The sequence below is a fragment of the Halorubrum sp. CBA1229 genome, from assembly GCF_003721435.2.
Taxonomy (GTDB): Archaea; Halobacteriota; Halobacteria; order Halobacteriales; family Haloferacaceae; genus Halorubrum.
This window is the reverse complement of the sequence record NZ_CP054585.1, coordinates 1,149,198-1,164,182: the sequence shown is the minus strand read 5'-3', so window position 1 is coordinate 1,164,182 and position 14,985 is coordinate 1,149,198. Positions and strand designations below refer to the sequence as shown.

Annotated in this window: 20 protein-coding genes and 1 tRNA gene; 11 read left to right on the top strand and 10 right to left on the bottom strand. The window is 69.5% G+C overall.

Features of this window, described 5'->3' with window-relative positions; translation table 11 throughout:
* Positions 1-17 precede the first annotated feature (17 nt).
* Positions 18-635, bottom strand: coding sequence for a riboflavin synthase (locus Hrr1229_RS05915; protein WP_123113755.1), 618 nt, complete (start codon positions 633-635; stop codon positions 18-20).
* Between the two features lie 127 nt (positions 636-762).
* Here Hrr1229_RS05915 and Hrr1229_RS05910 point away from each other — a divergent pair, with 127 nt between their 5' ends.
* Complete coding sequence (locus tag Hrr1229_RS05910; protein ID WP_123113756.1) at positions 763-1,035, top strand: hypothetical protein; 273 nt, start codon at positions 763-765, stop codon at positions 1,033-1,035.
* Positions 1,036-1,050: 15 nt separating this feature from the next.
* Here Hrr1229_RS05910 and Hrr1229_RS05905 read toward each other — a convergent pair whose 3' ends face one another.
* The 6 genes from Hrr1229_RS05905 to Hrr1229_RS05880 all read right to left on the bottom strand — a co-directional run bounded on the left by Hrr1229_RS05905 (position 1,051) and on the right by Hrr1229_RS05880 (position 6,749).
* Positions 1,051-2,040 (bottom strand): BGTF surface domain-containing protein, encoded by a 990-nt coding sequence (locus Hrr1229_RS05905; protein ID WP_123113757.1) that lies wholly within the window; start codon positions 2,038-2,040, stop codon positions 1,051-1,053.
* A gap of 72 nt (positions 2,041-2,112) precedes the next feature.
* Positions 2,113-3,441: a M24 family metallopeptidase gene (locus Hrr1229_RS05900; protein WP_123113758.1), complete on the bottom strand. Its 1,329-nt coding sequence runs from the start codon at positions 3,439-3,441 to the stop codon at positions 2,113-2,115.
* Positions 3,438-5,282, bottom strand: a complete 1,845-nt coding sequence (locus Hrr1229_RS05895) for an ATP-dependent helicase (protein ID WP_123113759.1) — start codon at positions 5,280-5,282, stop codon at positions 3,438-3,440. Before Hrr1229_RS05895 ends, Hrr1229_RS05900 begins: the two co-directional genes overlap by 4 nt.
* Before the next feature lie 107 nt (positions 5,283-5,389).
* The gene (locus Hrr1229_RS05890) at positions 5,390-5,548 is read right to left on the bottom strand and encodes a hypothetical protein (RefSeq protein WP_008002314.1); all 159 of its coding nucleotides are present in this window, start codon (positions 5,546-5,548) and stop codon (positions 5,390-5,392) included.
* 88 nt (positions 5,549-5,636) lie between these two features.
* On the bottom strand, positions 5,637-5,819 hold the full coding sequence (locus tag Hrr1229_RS05885; protein ID WP_092565639.1) for an HVO_0416 family zinc finger protein: 183 nt from the start codon (positions 5,817-5,819) through the stop codon (positions 5,637-5,639).
* A gap of 387 nt (positions 5,820-6,206) precedes the next feature.
* On the bottom strand, positions 6,207-6,749 hold the full coding sequence (locus tag Hrr1229_RS05880; RefSeq protein ID WP_123113760.1) for a CDP-2,3-bis-(O-geranylgeranyl)-sn-glycerol synthase: 543 nt from the start codon (positions 6,747-6,749) through the stop codon (positions 6,207-6,209).
* Between the two features lie 142 nt (positions 6,750-6,891).
* Between Hrr1229_RS05880 and Hrr1229_RS05875 the strand changes: the two genes are divergently transcribed.
* Complete coding sequence (locus Hrr1229_RS05875; protein ID WP_123113761.1) at positions 6,892-7,731, top strand: proline dehydrogenase family protein; 840 nt, start codon at positions 6,892-6,894, stop codon at positions 7,729-7,731.
* 128 nt (positions 7,732-7,859) lie between these two features.
* Positions 7,860-8,564, top strand: a complete 705-nt coding sequence (locus Hrr1229_RS05870) for a DUF502 domain-containing protein (RefSeq protein ID WP_123113762.1) — start codon at positions 7,860-7,862, stop codon at positions 8,562-8,564.
* Positions 8,565-8,681: 117 nt separating this feature from the next.
* Here Hrr1229_RS05870 and Hrr1229_RS05865 read toward each other — a convergent pair whose 3' ends face one another.
* From Hrr1229_RS05865 to Hrr1229_RS05855, 3 genes are all read right to left on the bottom strand, one after another.
* Entirely contained in the window at positions 8,682-9,611 is a 930-nt protein-coding gene (locus tag Hrr1229_RS05865) for a branched-chain amino acid transaminase (RefSeq protein ID WP_123113763.1), read from the bottom strand.
* Between the two features lie 451 nt (positions 9,612-10,062).
* Complete coding sequence (gene ribB, locus Hrr1229_RS05860; protein WP_123113764.1) at positions 10,063-10,827, bottom strand: 3,4-dihydroxy-2-butanone-4-phosphate synthase; 765 nt, start codon at positions 10,825-10,827, stop codon at positions 10,063-10,065.
* Positions 10,827-11,606, bottom strand: a complete 780-nt coding sequence (locus Hrr1229_RS05855) for a DUF120 domain-containing protein (protein ID WP_123113765.1) — start codon at positions 11,604-11,606, stop codon at positions 10,827-10,829. Before Hrr1229_RS05855 ends, ribB begins: the two co-directional genes overlap by 1 nt.
* Positions 11,607-11,852: 246 nt before the next feature.
* Between Hrr1229_RS05855 and Hrr1229_RS05850 the strand changes: the two genes are divergently transcribed.
* From Hrr1229_RS05850 to Hrr1229_RS05815, 8 genes are all read left to right on the top strand, one after another.
* Positions 11,853-11,924 (top strand) — tRNA-Ala (locus Hrr1229_RS05850).
* A gap of 166 nt (positions 11,925-12,090) precedes the next feature.
* Positions 12,091-12,477: a hypothetical protein gene (locus tag Hrr1229_RS05845; RefSeq protein ID WP_123113766.1), complete on the top strand. Its 387-nt coding sequence runs from the start codon at positions 12,091-12,093 to the stop codon at positions 12,475-12,477.
* On the top strand, positions 12,474-13,109 hold the full coding sequence (locus tag Hrr1229_RS05840; protein ID WP_123113767.1) for an SWIM zinc finger family protein: 636 nt from the start codon (positions 12,474-12,476) through the stop codon (positions 13,107-13,109). Before Hrr1229_RS05845 ends, Hrr1229_RS05840 begins: the two co-directional genes overlap by 4 nt.
* Positions 13,110-13,344: 235 nt before the next feature.
* Positions 13,345-13,791 (top strand): hypothetical protein, encoded by a 447-nt coding sequence (locus Hrr1229_RS05835; protein WP_148041757.1) that lies wholly within the window; start codon positions 13,345-13,347, stop codon positions 13,789-13,791.
* On the top strand, positions 13,788-13,961 hold the full coding sequence (locus Hrr1229_RS05830) for a hypothetical protein (protein ID WP_158606073.1): 174 nt from the start codon (positions 13,788-13,790) through the stop codon (positions 13,959-13,961). Before Hrr1229_RS05835 ends, Hrr1229_RS05830 begins: the two co-directional genes overlap by 4 nt.
* Positions 13,958-14,425 carry a hypothetical protein gene (locus Hrr1229_RS05825; protein WP_176329370.1) on the top strand — a complete coding sequence of 156 codons (468 nt, stop codon included), beginning with the start codon at positions 13,958-13,960 and terminating at the stop codon, positions 14,423-14,425. Before Hrr1229_RS05830 ends, Hrr1229_RS05825 begins: the two co-directional genes overlap by 4 nt.
* Entirely contained in the window at positions 14,418-14,645 is a 228-nt protein-coding gene (locus Hrr1229_RS05820) for a hypothetical protein (RefSeq protein ID WP_123113769.1), read from the top strand. The genes Hrr1229_RS05825 and Hrr1229_RS05820 overlap by 8 nt, the downstream gene beginning before the upstream one ends.
* A 100-nt stretch (positions 14,646-14,745) precedes the next feature.
* A complete protein-coding gene (locus Hrr1229_RS05815; RefSeq protein ID WP_158606074.1) occupies positions 14,746-14,886 on the top strand; it encodes a hypothetical protein in 141 nt (46 codons plus the stop codon).
* The last annotated feature ends 99 nt before the right edge of the window (positions 14,887-14,985 follow it).

The window sequence follows — 14,985 nt, the reverse complement described above, 5'->3', positions numbered from 1 at the left end:
GAAACCCGGGAAACGGACTACTCCCCGTAACCGTCCACCATGTTCTCGACGTACTTCGCGATCACGTCGACCTCCAGGTGGACCGGGTCGCCGACCGACTTCTCCGAGAGCGTCGTGAGCTCGTAGGTCGTCGGGATGACCGCCACGTCGAACTCTCCGTCGCGCTTCTCGGCGACCGTCAGGGAGATCCCGTCGAGCGTCACCGACCCCTTGTCGACGAGGTAGTCGGCGTGGCCCTCGGGGATCGCGAACGCGAACCGCCAGTCCTCGCCGACGCGCTCGATCCCCGTCACCTCGGCGACGGTGTCGACGTGCCCCTGTACGACGTGGCCGTCGAACCGGCCGTCGGCCGGCATCGCGCGCTCGACGTTGACCGGGTCCCCCTCGGCGACGTCGCCGAGGTACGTCTTCGCGACCGTCTCGCTCGCGAGGAACACCTCGAACCAGCCGCCGTCGGCGGCCTCCCCGTCGTCGGCCGCGTACTCCTCGACGGTCAGACAGACGCCGCTGACGCTTATCGACTGGCCGTGGTGGAGGTCGTCGAACCCCTCGACGCCGATCCGAAGCCGGAGCCCGTCCGCGGTCTCGGTCCGCTCGCGGACCGCGCCGGTACCCTCGACGATGCCGGTGAACATACCGGATCTGCGCGCGCGCGACACATATCGGTTCGGTGTTCGGGCGGGAGCCTCGGTCGAGTGTCGCCGCCGTATCCGTTGGTCGCCGCCGCGTCCCTTTTGAACGCCGGGCGCCAATCCGCTCCTAATGAATCTCGGGCTGATGGACATGATCGGGTTGGCGGCGTCGCTCGTGTTCGCGCTGCCGCTCGCGAACTACGCCGTCATCCGGCTGTTCGCCGGCGAGGTCGCGCTCGGCGCCGGGCTGCTCGTCGTCGCCGCCGCGATGGTCGTGCTCCCGCAGTACTTCCTCGATCCGGGTCGGATCCTCCGCGGGCTGGTCTCGGGGCTGCTCCCGCGACAGCTCCGGCGAGAGGACGACGCCGCCGCCGGCTCCGAAGGGGAGTCGATCGAGAAGTAGCCCGGTCCGGCCTCCTCACTCCCGCCGCCGGGCGGCGAGCGCGACGACGAGAACCGCGAGTCCGCCGGCGACGACTCCGAACCCGGGGGTCTCGACGTCGAGGCCGCCGCTTCCCTCGACGCCGATCTCCTCGTCGACGACGAGTACCTCGCGGGAGTCCGACTCGTTGACGGCTTCGTTCCCGCGGACGGTCAGTGTCGCGCGGTCCCCGTGGGCCGCCCGGCTCAGGTCGAACGTCGCGCTCGCCGTCCCGTTCTCGACGGTCGTCTCCTCCGTCATGAGGAAGGCCGGGCTCGCGTCTCCGTCCGAGCGGATCCGGAGGCTCACGGTCTCGCCGTCGTCGGCTTCCACCGGAACGCTCACCTCGGTCTCCGCCGGCTCGACGACGAGGTCGGCCTCCTCGACGTCAGCCTCGGTGACGGTGGCTGGCTCGGCCGACCCCCCGTCGCTTCCGTCTGCGTCGTCTCCGTCGCTTCCGCTCTCCCCGCCCGTTGCGTCTTCGACGACGAGGGTACCGACGTCGACGGTGTCGCCGCCGACGAGCACCTCCGCGTCGTAGCTACCGGGAGCGATCTCCCCGCTGAGGGAGGTCTCGTAGTCGGTCTCGACTTCGGCGCCGCCCTCGGCCGTCAGCGGGGCGCCGTCCCCGCCCGTCTCGGCGTGGTCGAAGACGAGGGTCGTGACGCCGTCGTCGTCCGGCGTCACGGTGGCGCGGAGCTCGTACCCGACCTCCTCTTCACCGCCGACGGCGATCTCGAACGCGTCGGCACCGTCGGTTTCGACGGGAATCTTGGCGGTTCCGTCCTCGCTCACGGTGACGACGTCCGCGTCGAGATCGGCGGTCCCGTCGGCGGCGACGGTGCCGGCTCCGGCGAGCGAGACGCCGACGACCGCGACCGCGGCCGCGAGGAGTGCCGCGGCCGCCGGAACTCCCTTCGTCACGATACGTCCGATCGGTTCGCGCTCGTCGCTGTCGTCGACTGCGGTGGAGGGCTCGGATCGCATGCGGGTCGACCTTCGACCGGTACTCAAAAAGAGACGCCGATAGCTCAAACAGCGGTCGTAGCTATCTCCCGGTCACCCGCGCTCTTCGGGAACGATCCCGAACGGGTACTCCGCCAGTAGCTCGTACCCGTCGTCGGTGACGACGACGAGGTCCTCCAGGCGGACGCCGCCGACGTCCGGGTCGTAGACGCCGGGTTCGACCGTCACGACGTGGCCCGGCCGCAGCTCGCCGGCGCCCGTCAGCGACGGCGGCTCGTGGAGGCTCACGCCCACGCCGTGGCCAGCGCCGTGCGTGAATCCCGTCTCTCCCTCGCCGGCGTTCGGATCGAACCCGTAGGCGGCCAGCTCCGCGGCCGCCTCGCCGTGGACGGTCTTGGCGGGCACGCCCGGTTCGACCTCCGCGAGCGCGGCCTCGCGGGCGGCCTCGACCGCGACGTACGCCCGGCGCGCCCACCCGCCGTCGCCGTCGACGACGAACGTCCGGGTCATGTCGCCGCGGTAGCCGTCCGGGCCGCGCGGCGAGACGTCCAGCAGTACCGTCTCGCCCGGCCGGATCGGGTCGTCGCCGACGAAGTGGAGGTCCGCGGCCGACGGGCCGACGCCGATCACGGTGTCGCCGGCGTCGCGGACGCCTCGGGCGGCGAGGGCCGCGTTCACCTCGCGGCGGAGCCGCTCGGTCGTCAGGGGTGCGCCCTCCCAGCGGACGATCGGGCGCCCCGCCCCGTCCTCGCCGACCCCGCTCGCCGCCAGCACGGTCTCCGCGCGGGCCATCCCCGCCGCCGTCGCGCGTTGCACGCGGCGGAGGCGGTCGAGCTCGGCGTCGGCCTTCCGGGCCCGCGCCGTCGTCACCGCGTCCGTCGACGCGAGCTCGTTGCCGTCGCGCTCGAGGTAGACGGCGGCGTCGTGGGGGATCGACGGCGGGACGAGGAGCACGGGGTCGGCGTGGCTGTCGGACTCACCGAGCAGCGCCGCGACCGTCGCGGCCGCGCGCTCCCCGGCGTGGTCGCCGACGTTCTCGGTCCGTACCTCGCGGGCGACGCCGTCGTGGAATTCGCGGTCGCGGTCGCTGCCGGCGTGCTTCTCACCCCCGCTTCGGACATGTGCGCCCGCGACGAACTCTCGCTCGGCCTGTTCGGCAAACAGCGCGGGGGCACAGCAGACGGCGCGGCCGGTCGCGTCGTCGCCGTCGCTGGCCGGGACCACGACCAGCGCGTACGCCCGGTCGGGGCCGGCGAAGCGCGTGAGGTACCGCAGGTCGTCGTCGAAGCGGTCGCCGACCGCGACGAACGCGTCGGCGTCGGCGGCCTCGACCGCTTCGACGACCGGGGTGAGATCGGTCCGGAGGTGGCGCAGGGAGGGGGCGCTCCCGTCGAGCCCGCCGTCGCCGCTCCCGTCGCTCACGGCTCTGGTTCGGGGACCGCCAGCTCGGCCTGGGCCTCCTCGACGAGCTCCTCGGGGGTCTCGTCGCGGAGCTCGTTGAACAGCAGGACGCTGATCGGGAGCGTCGGCGCGCCGCTTATCAGGCTCTCCATGATCACGAGCCGCTCGCGGGCGCGGGACATCCCGACGTAGAACACCCGGCGCTCGTTGTCGGTGAGGACGGGGACGGGGCTCGTCGCCTTCGTGAACTCCTCGACGCCGTCGACGTCGGTCGGGTCCTCGATGGAGGCCGCCATCTGCTCGACGACCTTCTCGGTGAGGTCGGTCGCGACGAACACGTGGTCGGCCTCGCGGCCCTTCGCGGAGTGGATGGTGCCGACGCGGACGCGGGTCGGGTCCATCCCCTCGTAGTCGCCGTCGAAGTACGCGCCCATCGACTTCCGCTGGAAGCTCGTCACTTTCCGGACCATGTCGTCGGCGCTCGCGGTGTCCGGCATAAAGGGAATGTGCTCGTCGAGCTCGTCGGCCGTCACCTCGATCAGGGAGACGTCGTCGGCGTCGGCCGCCTCCTCGCGGTCGTCGAGGAAGTCGTAGAACTCGTCGCGGTCGTGGGTCCCGAACGCCGAGTCCTGGAGCATGTCGGCGAGGCGCCGGGCCTCCAGCCCGTTCACCGGGTCGCCGGCCTCCGCCTTCTCGATGGCGCTGACGTAGTCCTGCACGCGGTCGGTCCACATCCGGCCGTCGGTCAGCATCGTGAACGGGATCCCGTGGTCGATGAACTCGTCGATGAAGTCGAACATCTGGTAGCGGGCGCGGAACAGGCACATGATGTCGCCCTCGTCGTCCTCGACGGTGTACCGGACGTTCCGGACGAGCTCGATCATCGACGGCGACTGGATCGCCTCGACGGTGCCGCCCTCCTTGCGCGGGTGGAGGTCCTTCTCCTGGCGCTTGTCGATGTGGCGGATCTCCGCGTTGACGACGTTGAGGATCTCGGAGGGGAGCCGGTAGGAGTTCGGGAGCACCACGTCCTCGTCGACGTCGGTATCGAGGAGGAGGTCGGGGTCGGCGCCCTGCCACGCGTAGACGACCTGGTCGTCGTCGCCGGCGATGAGCACCTTCTCCATGTGCGGGCGCCACTCCTCGAAGACGTTGTACTGCAGCGTCGTGATGTCCTGGAACTCGTCGATGATCAGGTAGTCGACGTTGGGGACGAGCGAGCGCTGCGCGACCCGTTCGAGCATGTCGGCGAAGCCGACGAGGTCGTTGTCGCCCTTGTAGCCGCGCCACGCGCGGATCGTCTCCGGGATGTCGATCCGGTCGTCGTCGGAGGGCCACGTCGGGGTGTACTTGTTCCCCTGCTGGGCGTTGGGGTCCTCCTCGGGGGGCAGCCGGACCTCCTCGACGTTCCACTGGAAGGGGACGTCGTACCAGTCGGCGACGTCGCGCTCGGTGCGCTGGAGCCACTGTGAGGTGGCGATGATCTTGTTGCCGATCGTCGTCGACCGGGCGGTCCGGCGGCCGGCGCCGCCGTGCTGGTCCTCGAACTCGATGCCGTACTCCTCGCAGAACGCCTCCTTGTCGTCGTCGCCCACGACGTCGCCTCGGGAGAGGTCGAGCAGCTCGTACGCCTTCGCGTGCATGGTGCTGACGTTCCCCTGGAGGCTGCGGGGGGAGACGTCGAGCCGCTCCGCGAGGCGCTCGCGGATCTCGGCGGCGGCCGCGCGCGTGTACGAGACGACGAGCACGTCGCGGACGTCGGCGTCGTCGTCTTCGAGGATCCCTTCGACGCGGTCGAGTAGCGCCGTGGTCTTCCCGCTGCCCGGACCGCCGAACAGTCGCGTCACCGTGGGCTCGGTCATTATTTATCCCTGGTCCCGGTTCTCCTTAAACGCGGTGACTCGGGGCCGCTCTGGAGGGAACGCTCCGATCGGGTCGGCGGTCCCGCTTCGATCGATGCCTCGGCCGATCAGTTGCTGCGCGTCGCGCGCGCTTCCCGGACGTCGGCGCCGTCGCGGACGAGGTCCTCGCAGGCGGGGCAGACGCGAGGACGGTCGACCTCGTTCGGGGTGAACACCCGAACGTAATCAGTCGTGACGAACGAGCCGCAGTTCTGGCAGGTCGGCATAGTCGACTGTATCGATTGATCACACATAATACTGCCGCCAAACGTAATCGAAAGAAAACAGCTAACCGCCCGTGCGCCGTCGTCGGCGTCAGGTCGGGCGCCAGTCGCAGACGTCACACCGCGCCGTTCCCTCGGGGTGGAGTGCACCACACTCTGGACACTGAAGCTTGTTATAGGACCGCTCCCAGCGTACGATCTCGGTCTCGTGGCCGCGATCGGACAGGAACTCGTCGAGCACATCGTCGTCCGAGCTGGGTGCACTACTAGACATGCATGCTAATGAATGGCACGCGAGTATAAATATCTTCCCACCGTTCCCGTCGAATAGCGATCTCACCTACGGACGATCGGTTGTTCTGTCTGAAAGGTCACGAAACTCACACTCCTGCGGCATTCGTGAGTGGGTTGTGGCCGAGTCACACGATACGGCGCAAAATAACGCGGCGAGCAGTCGAATCAGACCTCGGGCGACAGGAGGCAGGAGGCGACAGCCGAGTTGTCGTCGACACCAACCGTCGGTCGGCCGGTCACCGCGGGGCGGTCCCCGCAGCGATCGACCGTTTCTCACGGCCACCGCGGGGCGGTTCCGGCGGTGACCGAACCGGCTCCCGCGGTCACCACGGAGTAGTTCTGACGTCGATCGTATCGGTTCCCGCGCCTACCACGGCTCGTTCTTCAGTCCGAGGGCGTAGGCGCCGGCGTTCGTGACCACGTGGAGGACGGGCGTCATCGCGAGGACGACGACGAGGACCGACGGCGTGAACGTCGCCAGCGCCCAGTCGGTGTCGACGACGAAGACGGCCAACAGGGCGCCGACGACGAAGTCGAGCTGGTCGAGCCCCGGGAACGCGGCGCCGCGCTCGCGGCCGGAGCGGCGCTTGAGGAAGGAGGCGCCGATGTCGCCGCACATCGCGCCGAACGCGAGCGCGACCGCCGCGGGGAGCGCGAACGTCGGGAGCTCGACGCCGAGGGCGGCGCTCGCGGGGTCGTTGACCGCGTTGAGCGCGAGCGCGAGGACGACGCCCACGAGGGTGCCGACCGCCGTGCCGCGCCACGTCTTCCCGTCGCCGAGCAGCCGCGCTCCGCGCCACTCGCGCCCGCCGTCGATGGGGCGGCCGCCCCCGGCGAGCACCGCGGCGTTGTTGGGCACGTACGCGGGCACCATCGCCCAGAACGCCGTCGCGACGAGCGAACCGATCATACGCGGTCCACTCCCGTCGGGGGGATATAAACCACGATCCGTTTCGCTCGCTGTCCGGCTCGCCCGGCGGTCGGCCCCGCCGGCGACCCCCGAGACCGCCCGCTTCGACAACAGTGAAGTCTCTGCCACCCTCATCGCCGGTATGATCCCTCCGATCGCGCGACGGTTCGTCGCCGGCGAGAGCGTCCCGGTGGCCCTCGACCACGTCCGAGCGTCCAACGAGGACGGGATCGCCGTCGCCGTCAACCTGCTCGGCGAGCACTACGACGACCCCGCCGACGCCCGCGCCGACGTCGACGCGTACCTCGGGCTGCTGGACGACATCGCCGACAGCGGCCTCGACGCCTGCGTCTCGGTGAAACCCTCCCAGATCGGCCTCGACGTGTCGCCGGAGCTGTTCGAGGAGCACTACCGCGAGATCGTCGCCCGCGCCCACGAGCTCGACGCCTTCGTCTGGTGTGACATGGAAGACGCCGACACCACCGACGCCACCCTCGACGCGTTCGAGTCGATCGCCGCGGAGTACCCGTGGAGCGTCGGGCAGTGCGTCCAGTCGAACCTCAAGCGCACCCGCGACGACCTCGAGCGCCTCGTCGACGTCCCCGGGAAGATCCGGCTCGTGAAGGGGGCGTACGACGAGCCGGCCTCGATCGCGTATCAGGAGCGGTCGCGCGTCGACGAGGCGTACCGCGAGGACCTCCGGTTCCTCTTCGATCGCCGGGACCGGGGGGTCGCCGTCGGCAGCCACGACCCGGCGATGATCTCGCTGGCGAACCGGCTGGCGACCGACCGCGGCGCCGACTACGAGGTCCAGATGCTGATGGGCGTGCGGGAGGACGCCCAGCGCGACCTCGCCGCGCAGGGCGTCGACGTGGTCCAGTACGCGCCGTACGGCGACCGGTGGCTCTCGTACTTCTACCGGCGCGTCCGCGAGCGCAGACAGAACCTGACGTTCGCCCTCCGGGCGGTCGCGGGCCGGTGACCGGGGTCGTCGGTGGCGACGCGCGGTCCGGACCGGTGACGACCCCCCACGCGCCGGCGACGGGCCACCGAGGTCGCCCGACGCGTAGAAGCCCTCTTAACGATCGCCGCCACATACCAACTCGATAGATGTCCACGTGGAAACGCGACTTCGCCAGCGGGCTCATCGTGTTGGCGCCCCTCCTAGTCCTCCTCTTAGTCCTCCAGTGGATCTACCAGTACATCGCCTCGATCCCGCTCATCGAAGGGCTCCAGCCGGCGATCATCCCGGCCCCGCTGGAGCCGATCTCCCGCGTGATCATCGCGCTCGCGGTGTTCGCCACCGTCGTCCTCGCTGTCGGCTACTTCATGCGGACGACGTTCGGCCGGCTGGCGGAGTCCGCCGTCGACGGCGCGATCAACCGGATCCCGGCGCTGCGCGTGGTGTACAACGCCTCCAAGCTCGCGATCGAGACGGCCGTCTCCGGGACGGACGAGCTCCAGAGCCCCGTCTACATCGAGACGTGGCCGGGGATCCGCATGACGGCGTTCCGGACCGGCAAGAAGACCCGCGACGGGAAGGTCGTCCTGTTCATGCCGACGGCGCCGAACATCACCACCGGCTTCGTCATCGAGGTCGAGCCGGAGCGCATCGAGGAGACCGGCGAGACGGTCGAGGAGGGGATGACCCGCGTCCTCTCGGCCGGCTTCGCCGAGTCGGCCCACCAGGTCCCCGTGCAGGAGGAGCGCCCGCCCGAGGGGACCGCGGGAGAGCCGGGCGGCGTCGGCGGCGTCCGCACCGACGGCACGCCCGGAGAGACGGACCGTCCCTCGGCGGACGGCGGCAACGACTGACGCGGTGCGCGAGCGGGCCGCTCTCGGGGCGCCGCGAGGACCTCGCTCGGAGTGCTGCGAGAGTCTATTTAAAAAAGACGCCGGCGAGCTTCGTCGATCGGGGGCGCGGCGGGCTCGCTACAGGTACGTGAACCACTCGTCGTGGTCGTCCGTCCGGCGCTCGACCAGGTCGAAGAAGGCGCTCTGCAGCTCCTCGGTGACCGGGCCGCGGGTGCCGGCGCCGATCTCGGTGTCGTCGACGGAGCGGATCGGGGTGACCTCGGCCGCGGAGCCGGTGAAGAACAGCTCGTCGGCGGTGTACAGCTGCCCGCGCGAGATGACGGCCTCGTCGTGGACCTCGTAGCCGCGCTCCTCCGCCAGTTCGATGACGGTGTCGCGGGTGATCCCCTCGAGGATCGACTGGGCCGGCCCGGTGGTGTAGATCTCGCCGTCGTTCACCATGAAGACGTTCTCGCCCGGCCCCTCGGCGACGTTCCCTTCCTTGTTGAGGACGATGGCCTCGACGTAGCCGTTCCGGCGGGCCTCCTCGCCCGCGAGCATGGAGTTGACGTAGAGGCCGGTGGTCTTGACGTTCGTCGGCACCTGCGAGGAGGCGTGCTTCCGCCACGAGGAGACCATCACGTCGACGCCCTCTTCGAGGGCCTCCTCGCCGAGGTACGCGCCCCACGGCCACGCCGCGAGCACGAGGTCGGTCGGGCAGTCCTTCGGCGAGACGCCGAGCGAGTCGTAGCCGTAGTAGGCGATCGGGCGGATGTACGCGGAGTCGAGGTCCTGCCGGTCGAGGAGTTCGAGGGTGGCCTCGGTGATCTCCTCGCGGGAGTGCTCGATGTCCATGTCGTACATCTTCGCGGAGTCGAACAGCCGGTCGAGGTGCTCCTCCCACCGGAACACCGCCGGGCCCTGTTCCGTGTCGTAACAGCGGACGCCTTCGAACACGCCGCTCCCGTAGTGGAGCGCGTGGGTCAGAACGTGGGTCGTCGCGTCCTCCCAGTCGAGGAACTCCCCGTTCTTCCAGATCGTGTCGACGTCCATCTCGTCGAATCCCATGGTCGGAGGTTGCGGCCGTCGGTCTTAAATCTGCGACATGCGGAGAAGTCGGTCGAATACGGAGGCACCGCTGGCAACGGCACGGTCGATCAGTTATAAACGGTTGATACTGGATCGGCGGTGATCCACTCCAAATCCCCAACCGCTCGGTGATACGCAGTTACTGACGGGTCGACGGTGAACACCAAAGCCCCAGTCGCGAGGACTCGGTGCGCTCGCTGCGGTCCTCGTCACTCGTTTCACTCGTTCCTGCGGTCCTTGCGTCGCGCGCCTTCGTCCTCGCGACTGCCCCTTTGAGTCCCACCCGACCGCAACCGCACAGCACCTCACGCCTCCCCAGCCTCGTCGGTGGTCCTTCGCTTCGCTCCGGACCACCGACTCCCTCGCACGCGCTCCTCGCGGTCGCCGATGGCGACCGCTCGGAGGCACGCGCCGACGGCACTGCGTTCGCTTATTTAAGCGCCTCGACGAGCGCGGCGCCCTCGACGTACGGGATCCCGCGGCGGCGGGCGTACGCCTCGGCGTCCGCGGGCGTCAGCGCCGCGCCCGTCTCGTCGTCGAGCATCTCGCAGACCACGGCGGCGGGGGCGGCGTCGACGGCCTCGGCCATCGCCAGCCCGAGCTCCGTGTGGCCGGTCCGGCCGCCCAGCCCGTCGCGGTCGCCGCGCAGCACGTGGACGTGGCCGGGCGCGCGGAACTCCGCCGCGAAGTCCTCGGGGCCGTACCCCGCGGGGTCGGCGTCGACTGCGGCGGCCGCGCCCGCGAGCTCGACGATCGTGCGGGCGCGGTCCTCGTCGGTGATCCCGGTGAACGTCTCGCGGTGGTTCACGGGGAGCGAGAACGAGGAGCGGTCGTCGTAGTCGGGGTCGTCGTCGACCGCGGGGTGGTCGAGCGCGTCCGCGAGGAACGGGAGCCCGAACGCGTCCGCGACGGGGTCCCCGACCGCGACGCAGATCAGCCCGCCGGCGTCGTTCCGCATGTGCGCGACGGCCGACTCGTCGACGGCGCCGGCCGGGTAGACGATGTCCGTCTCGCCCTCGCGGTCGGCGAAGTCGTGGACGCAGACCGGGTCGCCGGCGCGGAAGGCGTCGAGCGCGCGCGCCACCGACTCGGCCGCGTCGGTCGTCTCTCGGTCGGATCCCGCGTCGGCGGCCGCGCCGGCCTCGGCGTCGGGGGCGACCTCCGCGTCGCCGTCCGCGTCGATGTCGGTCCGCATCAGGCCACCTCCGTCCCGGGGGCGTCGCGGTCGCTCGCGTCCCCCTCCGTGTCGTCCTCGCCGGGCCGGTCCGCCCGGCTCGTCGCGGCCACGCGGACCTCGACCTCGTCGCCGTCGTCGAGCGCGAGCTCGTCGCGGAGGCGGTCGGGCGCGATCAGCTCCAGCTGGTCGTCGTCGTGGTGGGTCCGGTCGGGGACGATCGCGTGGACCTCCTCGTAGCGCTCGTCGCCGGCGACGAGGGTGACGCCGTAACACGAGGCCGCGCCGTAGGTCCGGTCCTCGTCCTCCCACGCGTCGATGGGGACCGCGTCGATGCCGGCCATCTCACCGCGGCGCCGGACGCTCTCCTCGGTCAGGTCGACGTTGAGCGTGCCCGGGAACGGCTCGTAGCCGAGCCGCGACCGGAACTGCTCGGCGTAGCCGGGCAGGGTGATGTAGTGGCGTCCCTCGCCCATCCCGCCGGTGACGGCGCCGCGGAGGACGAGCTCGACGTCGCTCTCGAACAGGCGGCGGTAGTCGGCGTACTCGGCGCGGAGGGCCGCCTCGCCCGCGTCGGTGACGCGCACCCACTGGCCGTCGCCGACCACGTCGCGCTCGATGTAGCCCGCGGATTCGAGGGTCTGCAGCCGCCGCGAGGCGGTCTGTGTCGAGGCGTCGAGCCGGTCGCCCAGGGCCGCGCACGACACCTTCGTCTCGGTCAGGCCGCCGACGAGCCCGACGTGTTTCAGGGCCGCGATCGCGGCCGGGTCGGGGTCCGTCGTCGCCGTCGCTTCTGCCATGTCCGGATCTGAGTCGCGCGCACGCAAAAGTGTAACGAATATGGGATGCGTCTCAAAAACGTTAAACACGTTAAGACTATTAAATACGCCGCCTGCTTCGAGTGAACGTCGCAGGGGAGGCCACCTAATCCCGTCGGTACCGGCGCCCGTCGTCGCGAGCTCGGGGCCGTCGTCGCCTGCGAACCACCCGCGTGCGGGTCGTCGAAAGGTAAGGTACAAATACGAACGGCGATTGGTTTCGGGTGCGGGCTCGTAGATCAGCGGCAGATCGCTTCCTTCGCAAGGAAGAGGCCCGGGGTTCAAATCCCCGCGAGTCCATAGCAGTCTCTCGTTTCTGCGAAGGTACTCAGACGGGAAGTAGAAGAGCTATCCGTCCGATTTCAGATCGGAGAAGAGCGGAAAGAAGAAGATCCGCGATCCGAGTGAAAGAGGCGGCCGCATCATCCCCTCGCCGTCCCGCGAAGGAAATGCGAGGTGGTGAGGCGTGAGAAGAGACGGTGAGCGGACGACTGAGACGAACGTCGACCTCGACGACGAGACGATCGAGGTCGTCCAAACCGAGCGGCGCACGTTTTCGGAGCTGTTCGACGAGGACGGCGAGCTGCCGTTCTGGAAGGACAACTCCGGATGGTCCGGCTACCTCCGCGAAGACGGCGCCTACTACCGCGTCAGCGTGATGGCGGACGGCACGATCGACAGCAAACACGAGGTGCCGGAGTCGGACGTCGTCGAGTCGATCCGGGACCACGTCGAGGACCCCGGCGCCGGTTCGGTCGGCACGTTCATCCGCGGCGCTCGGTGCCCCGGTGACCGGCCGGATCCGCCGGAGCCGGTGATGGACTACTACGCCGCCGACGGGGGGCAGCGATGAGCCAGACACACAGCGCGTTCGAGGCGGCCGGTCGCGTCGACACGCAGATCGGCGAGTCGATCAACTTCGAGCGGCTCGCCGGCACGGACGATACGAGCTGGAAGAAGGCGGTCCCCTACGAGTCGGACATCAAGACCGTGTCCCGGCTCGCGTTCAAGGTGAAGAGCCCCGAGGGCGAGGAGTGGCACCACGTCGTTCTGGCCCGCGAGGGAGACCATCACGTCGGTCTCTGCGACTGCAAGGGCTGGGAGTACAACGAGGGGCCGTGTGTCCACCTCTGCGCCGTCCGTAAGGCCGCGTGGAAGGGCGTGACGCCGGAGCGCGACATCAACGGGCGAGTGGTCCGGATCTGCGACCTCGACGCCGCCGACCCCGCGGAACGTCGCTACCCGTACCTCACAGAGAAGCAGCGAGAGGCGTATCTGGCGTGCGAACTCGGCGACAAGGGCGTCCGGGAGTTCCAGCGCGAACAGGGCTACTCGTCGCCCGGCACGGTCTCGAACCGGCTCCGGGTCGCTCGCGAGAAGGTCGCCGAGCACGAGGAGCAGCTCCGCGCCGACGGTGGCACCGACGCCCGTCGCGACGGGGTCACCGACGATCGTCGCCTACTCGGTGAGGGGGTGGACCGATGACCGCCGCAGTTTGTTTGACAAACGCGGACTCTGTCAAACACGCCGATTCCGAGATAACCGGGGGTAAAGATGGGTCTACTGCCGGAATCGGGTTTTGTCAAACACACGGGGGTGCCTGTCAAAATCGGTCTCTACCCCTGCGTGTGTGCGGTGTGCGTGCGTACTTGGAGGCGGCGCGCGCGCCGCTGCGCGCGGTTGCTCGGCCGAGTGTCGTCACCGGAAGCGAGGTGAGTCGATGAGCACCGAGCCGAGCGGGACGCGAGTGGCTGCACGAGTGAGAGACGACGACCTGCTCGACGCGCTCGACGACGCGGTGGAAGAGCACGGATCGAAGTCGGAAGCGATGCGGCACGCGCTGCGAACGGCGTTCATCGGCGACGAGAGCGACTCCGACCGCGACAGCGACGAGGTGATGTCCGCGGCGCTGGCCGGGCTCCCGCCGACCGCACAGAGCGGGTACAAGACGCTGCGAGAGGCGACCGGCGACGATCAGATGGTCGAAGTCGGCGCCGCGAAAGCGATGGTCGCGAGCGAGACCAACGTACCGAGCGACTCTGTGCGGTCGATGGTGCTCTCGCCGCTGAAGAAGGCCGGACTGATCGCGGTGACGCCGCACATCCGAGCGGTGTTCGTGACCGTGCATCCGCCGACGGCCGCCCTCGACGACGAGGTGAGCCGATGAGAACCGAGATGTCCTGCCACCGGTGCCGCTGGCGGTCCGCTCGCCACTACACCAACGCTGGCGACGTTCGACAGGACCCGAGCGAGGCGGTCTACTGGACGCTCCGGGGCTACTGTATGGACTGCGCGAAGTGGATGGCAGACCGGTTCAGCGGGGGCGATTCCGCATGACCGACGGCGAGACGCGAGAGGACCGCGACCGCTCGAAATCGCCGTGGTACTGCCCGAAGTGCACGGCGTGGGTCGGCTACCAGCTCGACGAGTGCGTGACCGACGGCCACGATCGTCCCCGCCGGCCGCTCCGGTGGGACGACGTCGAGAAGCCGTCTTTCGAGGTCACCTACCGCGACCGGCTCCTCGCGAAGGTGCGACTGAGCGGCGCCGACCCCGTCGAACGGTGGATCTCCGGCTGGCGCCGATACCGAAACGACCTGATCGACTGGCTACCGAGCAGGGAGACGAGTGCGGAGATCTCTTTCGCCCTGCTGGTGATCGCGTGGCCCGCGATTCCCGCGATCCTCGCAGTTGTGTGGCTGTTCCCGGAGTTCGACCCGCTGCTCGCTGCGTGGGTCGCGATCATGGTCTGGTTCCTCGGATTCCTCCTCCCCTACAACCGGGGTGAGACCGATGCGTAACGGCGCGACCGTCGTCGGCGCGGCGCCGAACGTCGATCTCCGCGGAAAGCGGGACGTCGAGGACAGCGCGGACCGGTGGCGACACCGGATCTACGAGGTGACGTGCCTGTCGTGCGACCACGAGGAGCGGATCCACGTCGAACCGGGCGAGGATCGGTTCGTCGACCACGACCGGCAGAACGCGGCGCACGTCGTCGAGTACCACGAGGTGGGCCGATGAGTTCCGCCGGCTACGACTGTCACGGCGCCGAGAACAGCATCTCGACGCTGCTGCTCACCGATCCCGTGTTCAACGACCGGCTTCGGGAGGTGTTGGACCGGTGAGCCTCACCTGTCCCGACTGCGGCGCTCCCGAGGTGGAGCTGGTCGACGACAACGGCGCCGAGTACCCCGAGACCCGCGTGGAGTTCTACGAGTGCGAGGTCTGTCACCACGAGTTCCGGAAGGTGTTGACCGCATGACCGACCGTAACCGCGACGGCGACAATCGATCCGCCGATGAAACTGATCCCGAATGGGGAGGAGAGGGAGCTCGGGATTCAGCTCTGCCTCTGACAACCA

Bases quoted from the DNA above. Each gene is read 5' to 3' on its own strand.
- Hrr1229_RS05915 (WP_123113755.1), bottom strand. From the start codon at position 635: ATGTTCACCGGCATCGTCGAGGGTACCGGCGCGGTCCGCGAGCGGACC.
- Hrr1229_RS05910 (WP_123113756.1), top strand. From the start codon at position 763: ATGAATCTCGGGCTGATGGACATGATCGGGTTGGCGGCGTCGCTCGTG.
- Hrr1229_RS05905 (WP_123113757.1), bottom strand. From the start codon at position 2,040: ATGCGATCCGAGCCCTCCACCGCAGTCGACGACAGCGACGAGCGCGAA.
- Hrr1229_RS05895 (WP_123113759.1), bottom strand. From the start codon at position 5,282: ATGACCGAGCCCACGGTGACGCGACTGTTCGGCGGTCCGGGCAGCGGG.
- Hrr1229_RS05890 (WP_008002314.1), bottom strand. From the start codon at position 5,548: ATGCCGACCTGCCAGAACTGCGGCTCGTTCGTCACGACTGATTACGTT.
- Hrr1229_RS05885 (WP_092565639.1), bottom strand. From the start codon at position 5,819: ATGTCTAGTAGTGCACCCAGCTCGGACGACGATGTGCTCGACGAGTTC.
- Hrr1229_RS05880 (WP_123113760.1), bottom strand. From the start codon at position 6,749: ATGATCGGTTCGCTCGTCGCGACGGCGTTCTGGGCGATGGTGCCCGCG.
- Hrr1229_RS05875 (WP_123113761.1), top strand. From the start codon at position 6,892: ATGATCCCTCCGATCGCGCGACGGTTCGTCGCCGGCGAGAGCGTCCCG.
- Hrr1229_RS05870 (WP_123113762.1), top strand. From the start codon at position 7,860: ATGTCCACGTGGAAACGCGACTTCGCCAGCGGGCTCATCGTGTTGGCG.
- Hrr1229_RS05865 (WP_123113763.1), bottom strand. From the start codon at position 9,611: ATGGGATTCGACGAGATGGACGTCGACACGATCTGGAAGAACGGGGAG.
- ribB (WP_123113764.1), bottom strand. From the start codon at position 10,827: ATGCGGACCGACATCGACGCGGACGGCGACGCGGAGGTCGCCCCCGAC.
- Hrr1229_RS05855 (WP_123113765.1), bottom strand. From the start codon at position 11,606: ATGGCAGAAGCGACGGCGACGACGGACCCCGACCCGGCCGCGATCGCG.
- Hrr1229_RS05840 (WP_123113767.1), top strand. From the start codon at position 12,474: ATGAGCCAGACACACAGCGCGTTCGAGGCGGCCGGTCGCGTCGACACG.
- Hrr1229_RS05835 (WP_148041757.1), top strand. From the start codon at position 13,345: ATGAGCACCGAGCCGAGCGGGACGCGAGTGGCTGCACGAGTGAGAGAC.
- Hrr1229_RS05830 (WP_158606073.1), top strand. From the start codon at position 13,788: ATGAGAACCGAGATGTCCTGCCACCGGTGCCGCTGGCGGTCCGCTCGC.
- Hrr1229_RS05825 (WP_176329370.1), top strand. From the start codon at position 13,958: ATGACCGACGGCGAGACGCGAGAGGACCGCGACCGCTCGAAATCGCCG.
- Hrr1229_RS05820 (WP_123113769.1), top strand. From the start codon at position 14,418: ATGCGTAACGGCGCGACCGTCGTCGGCGCGGCGCCGAACGTCGATCTC.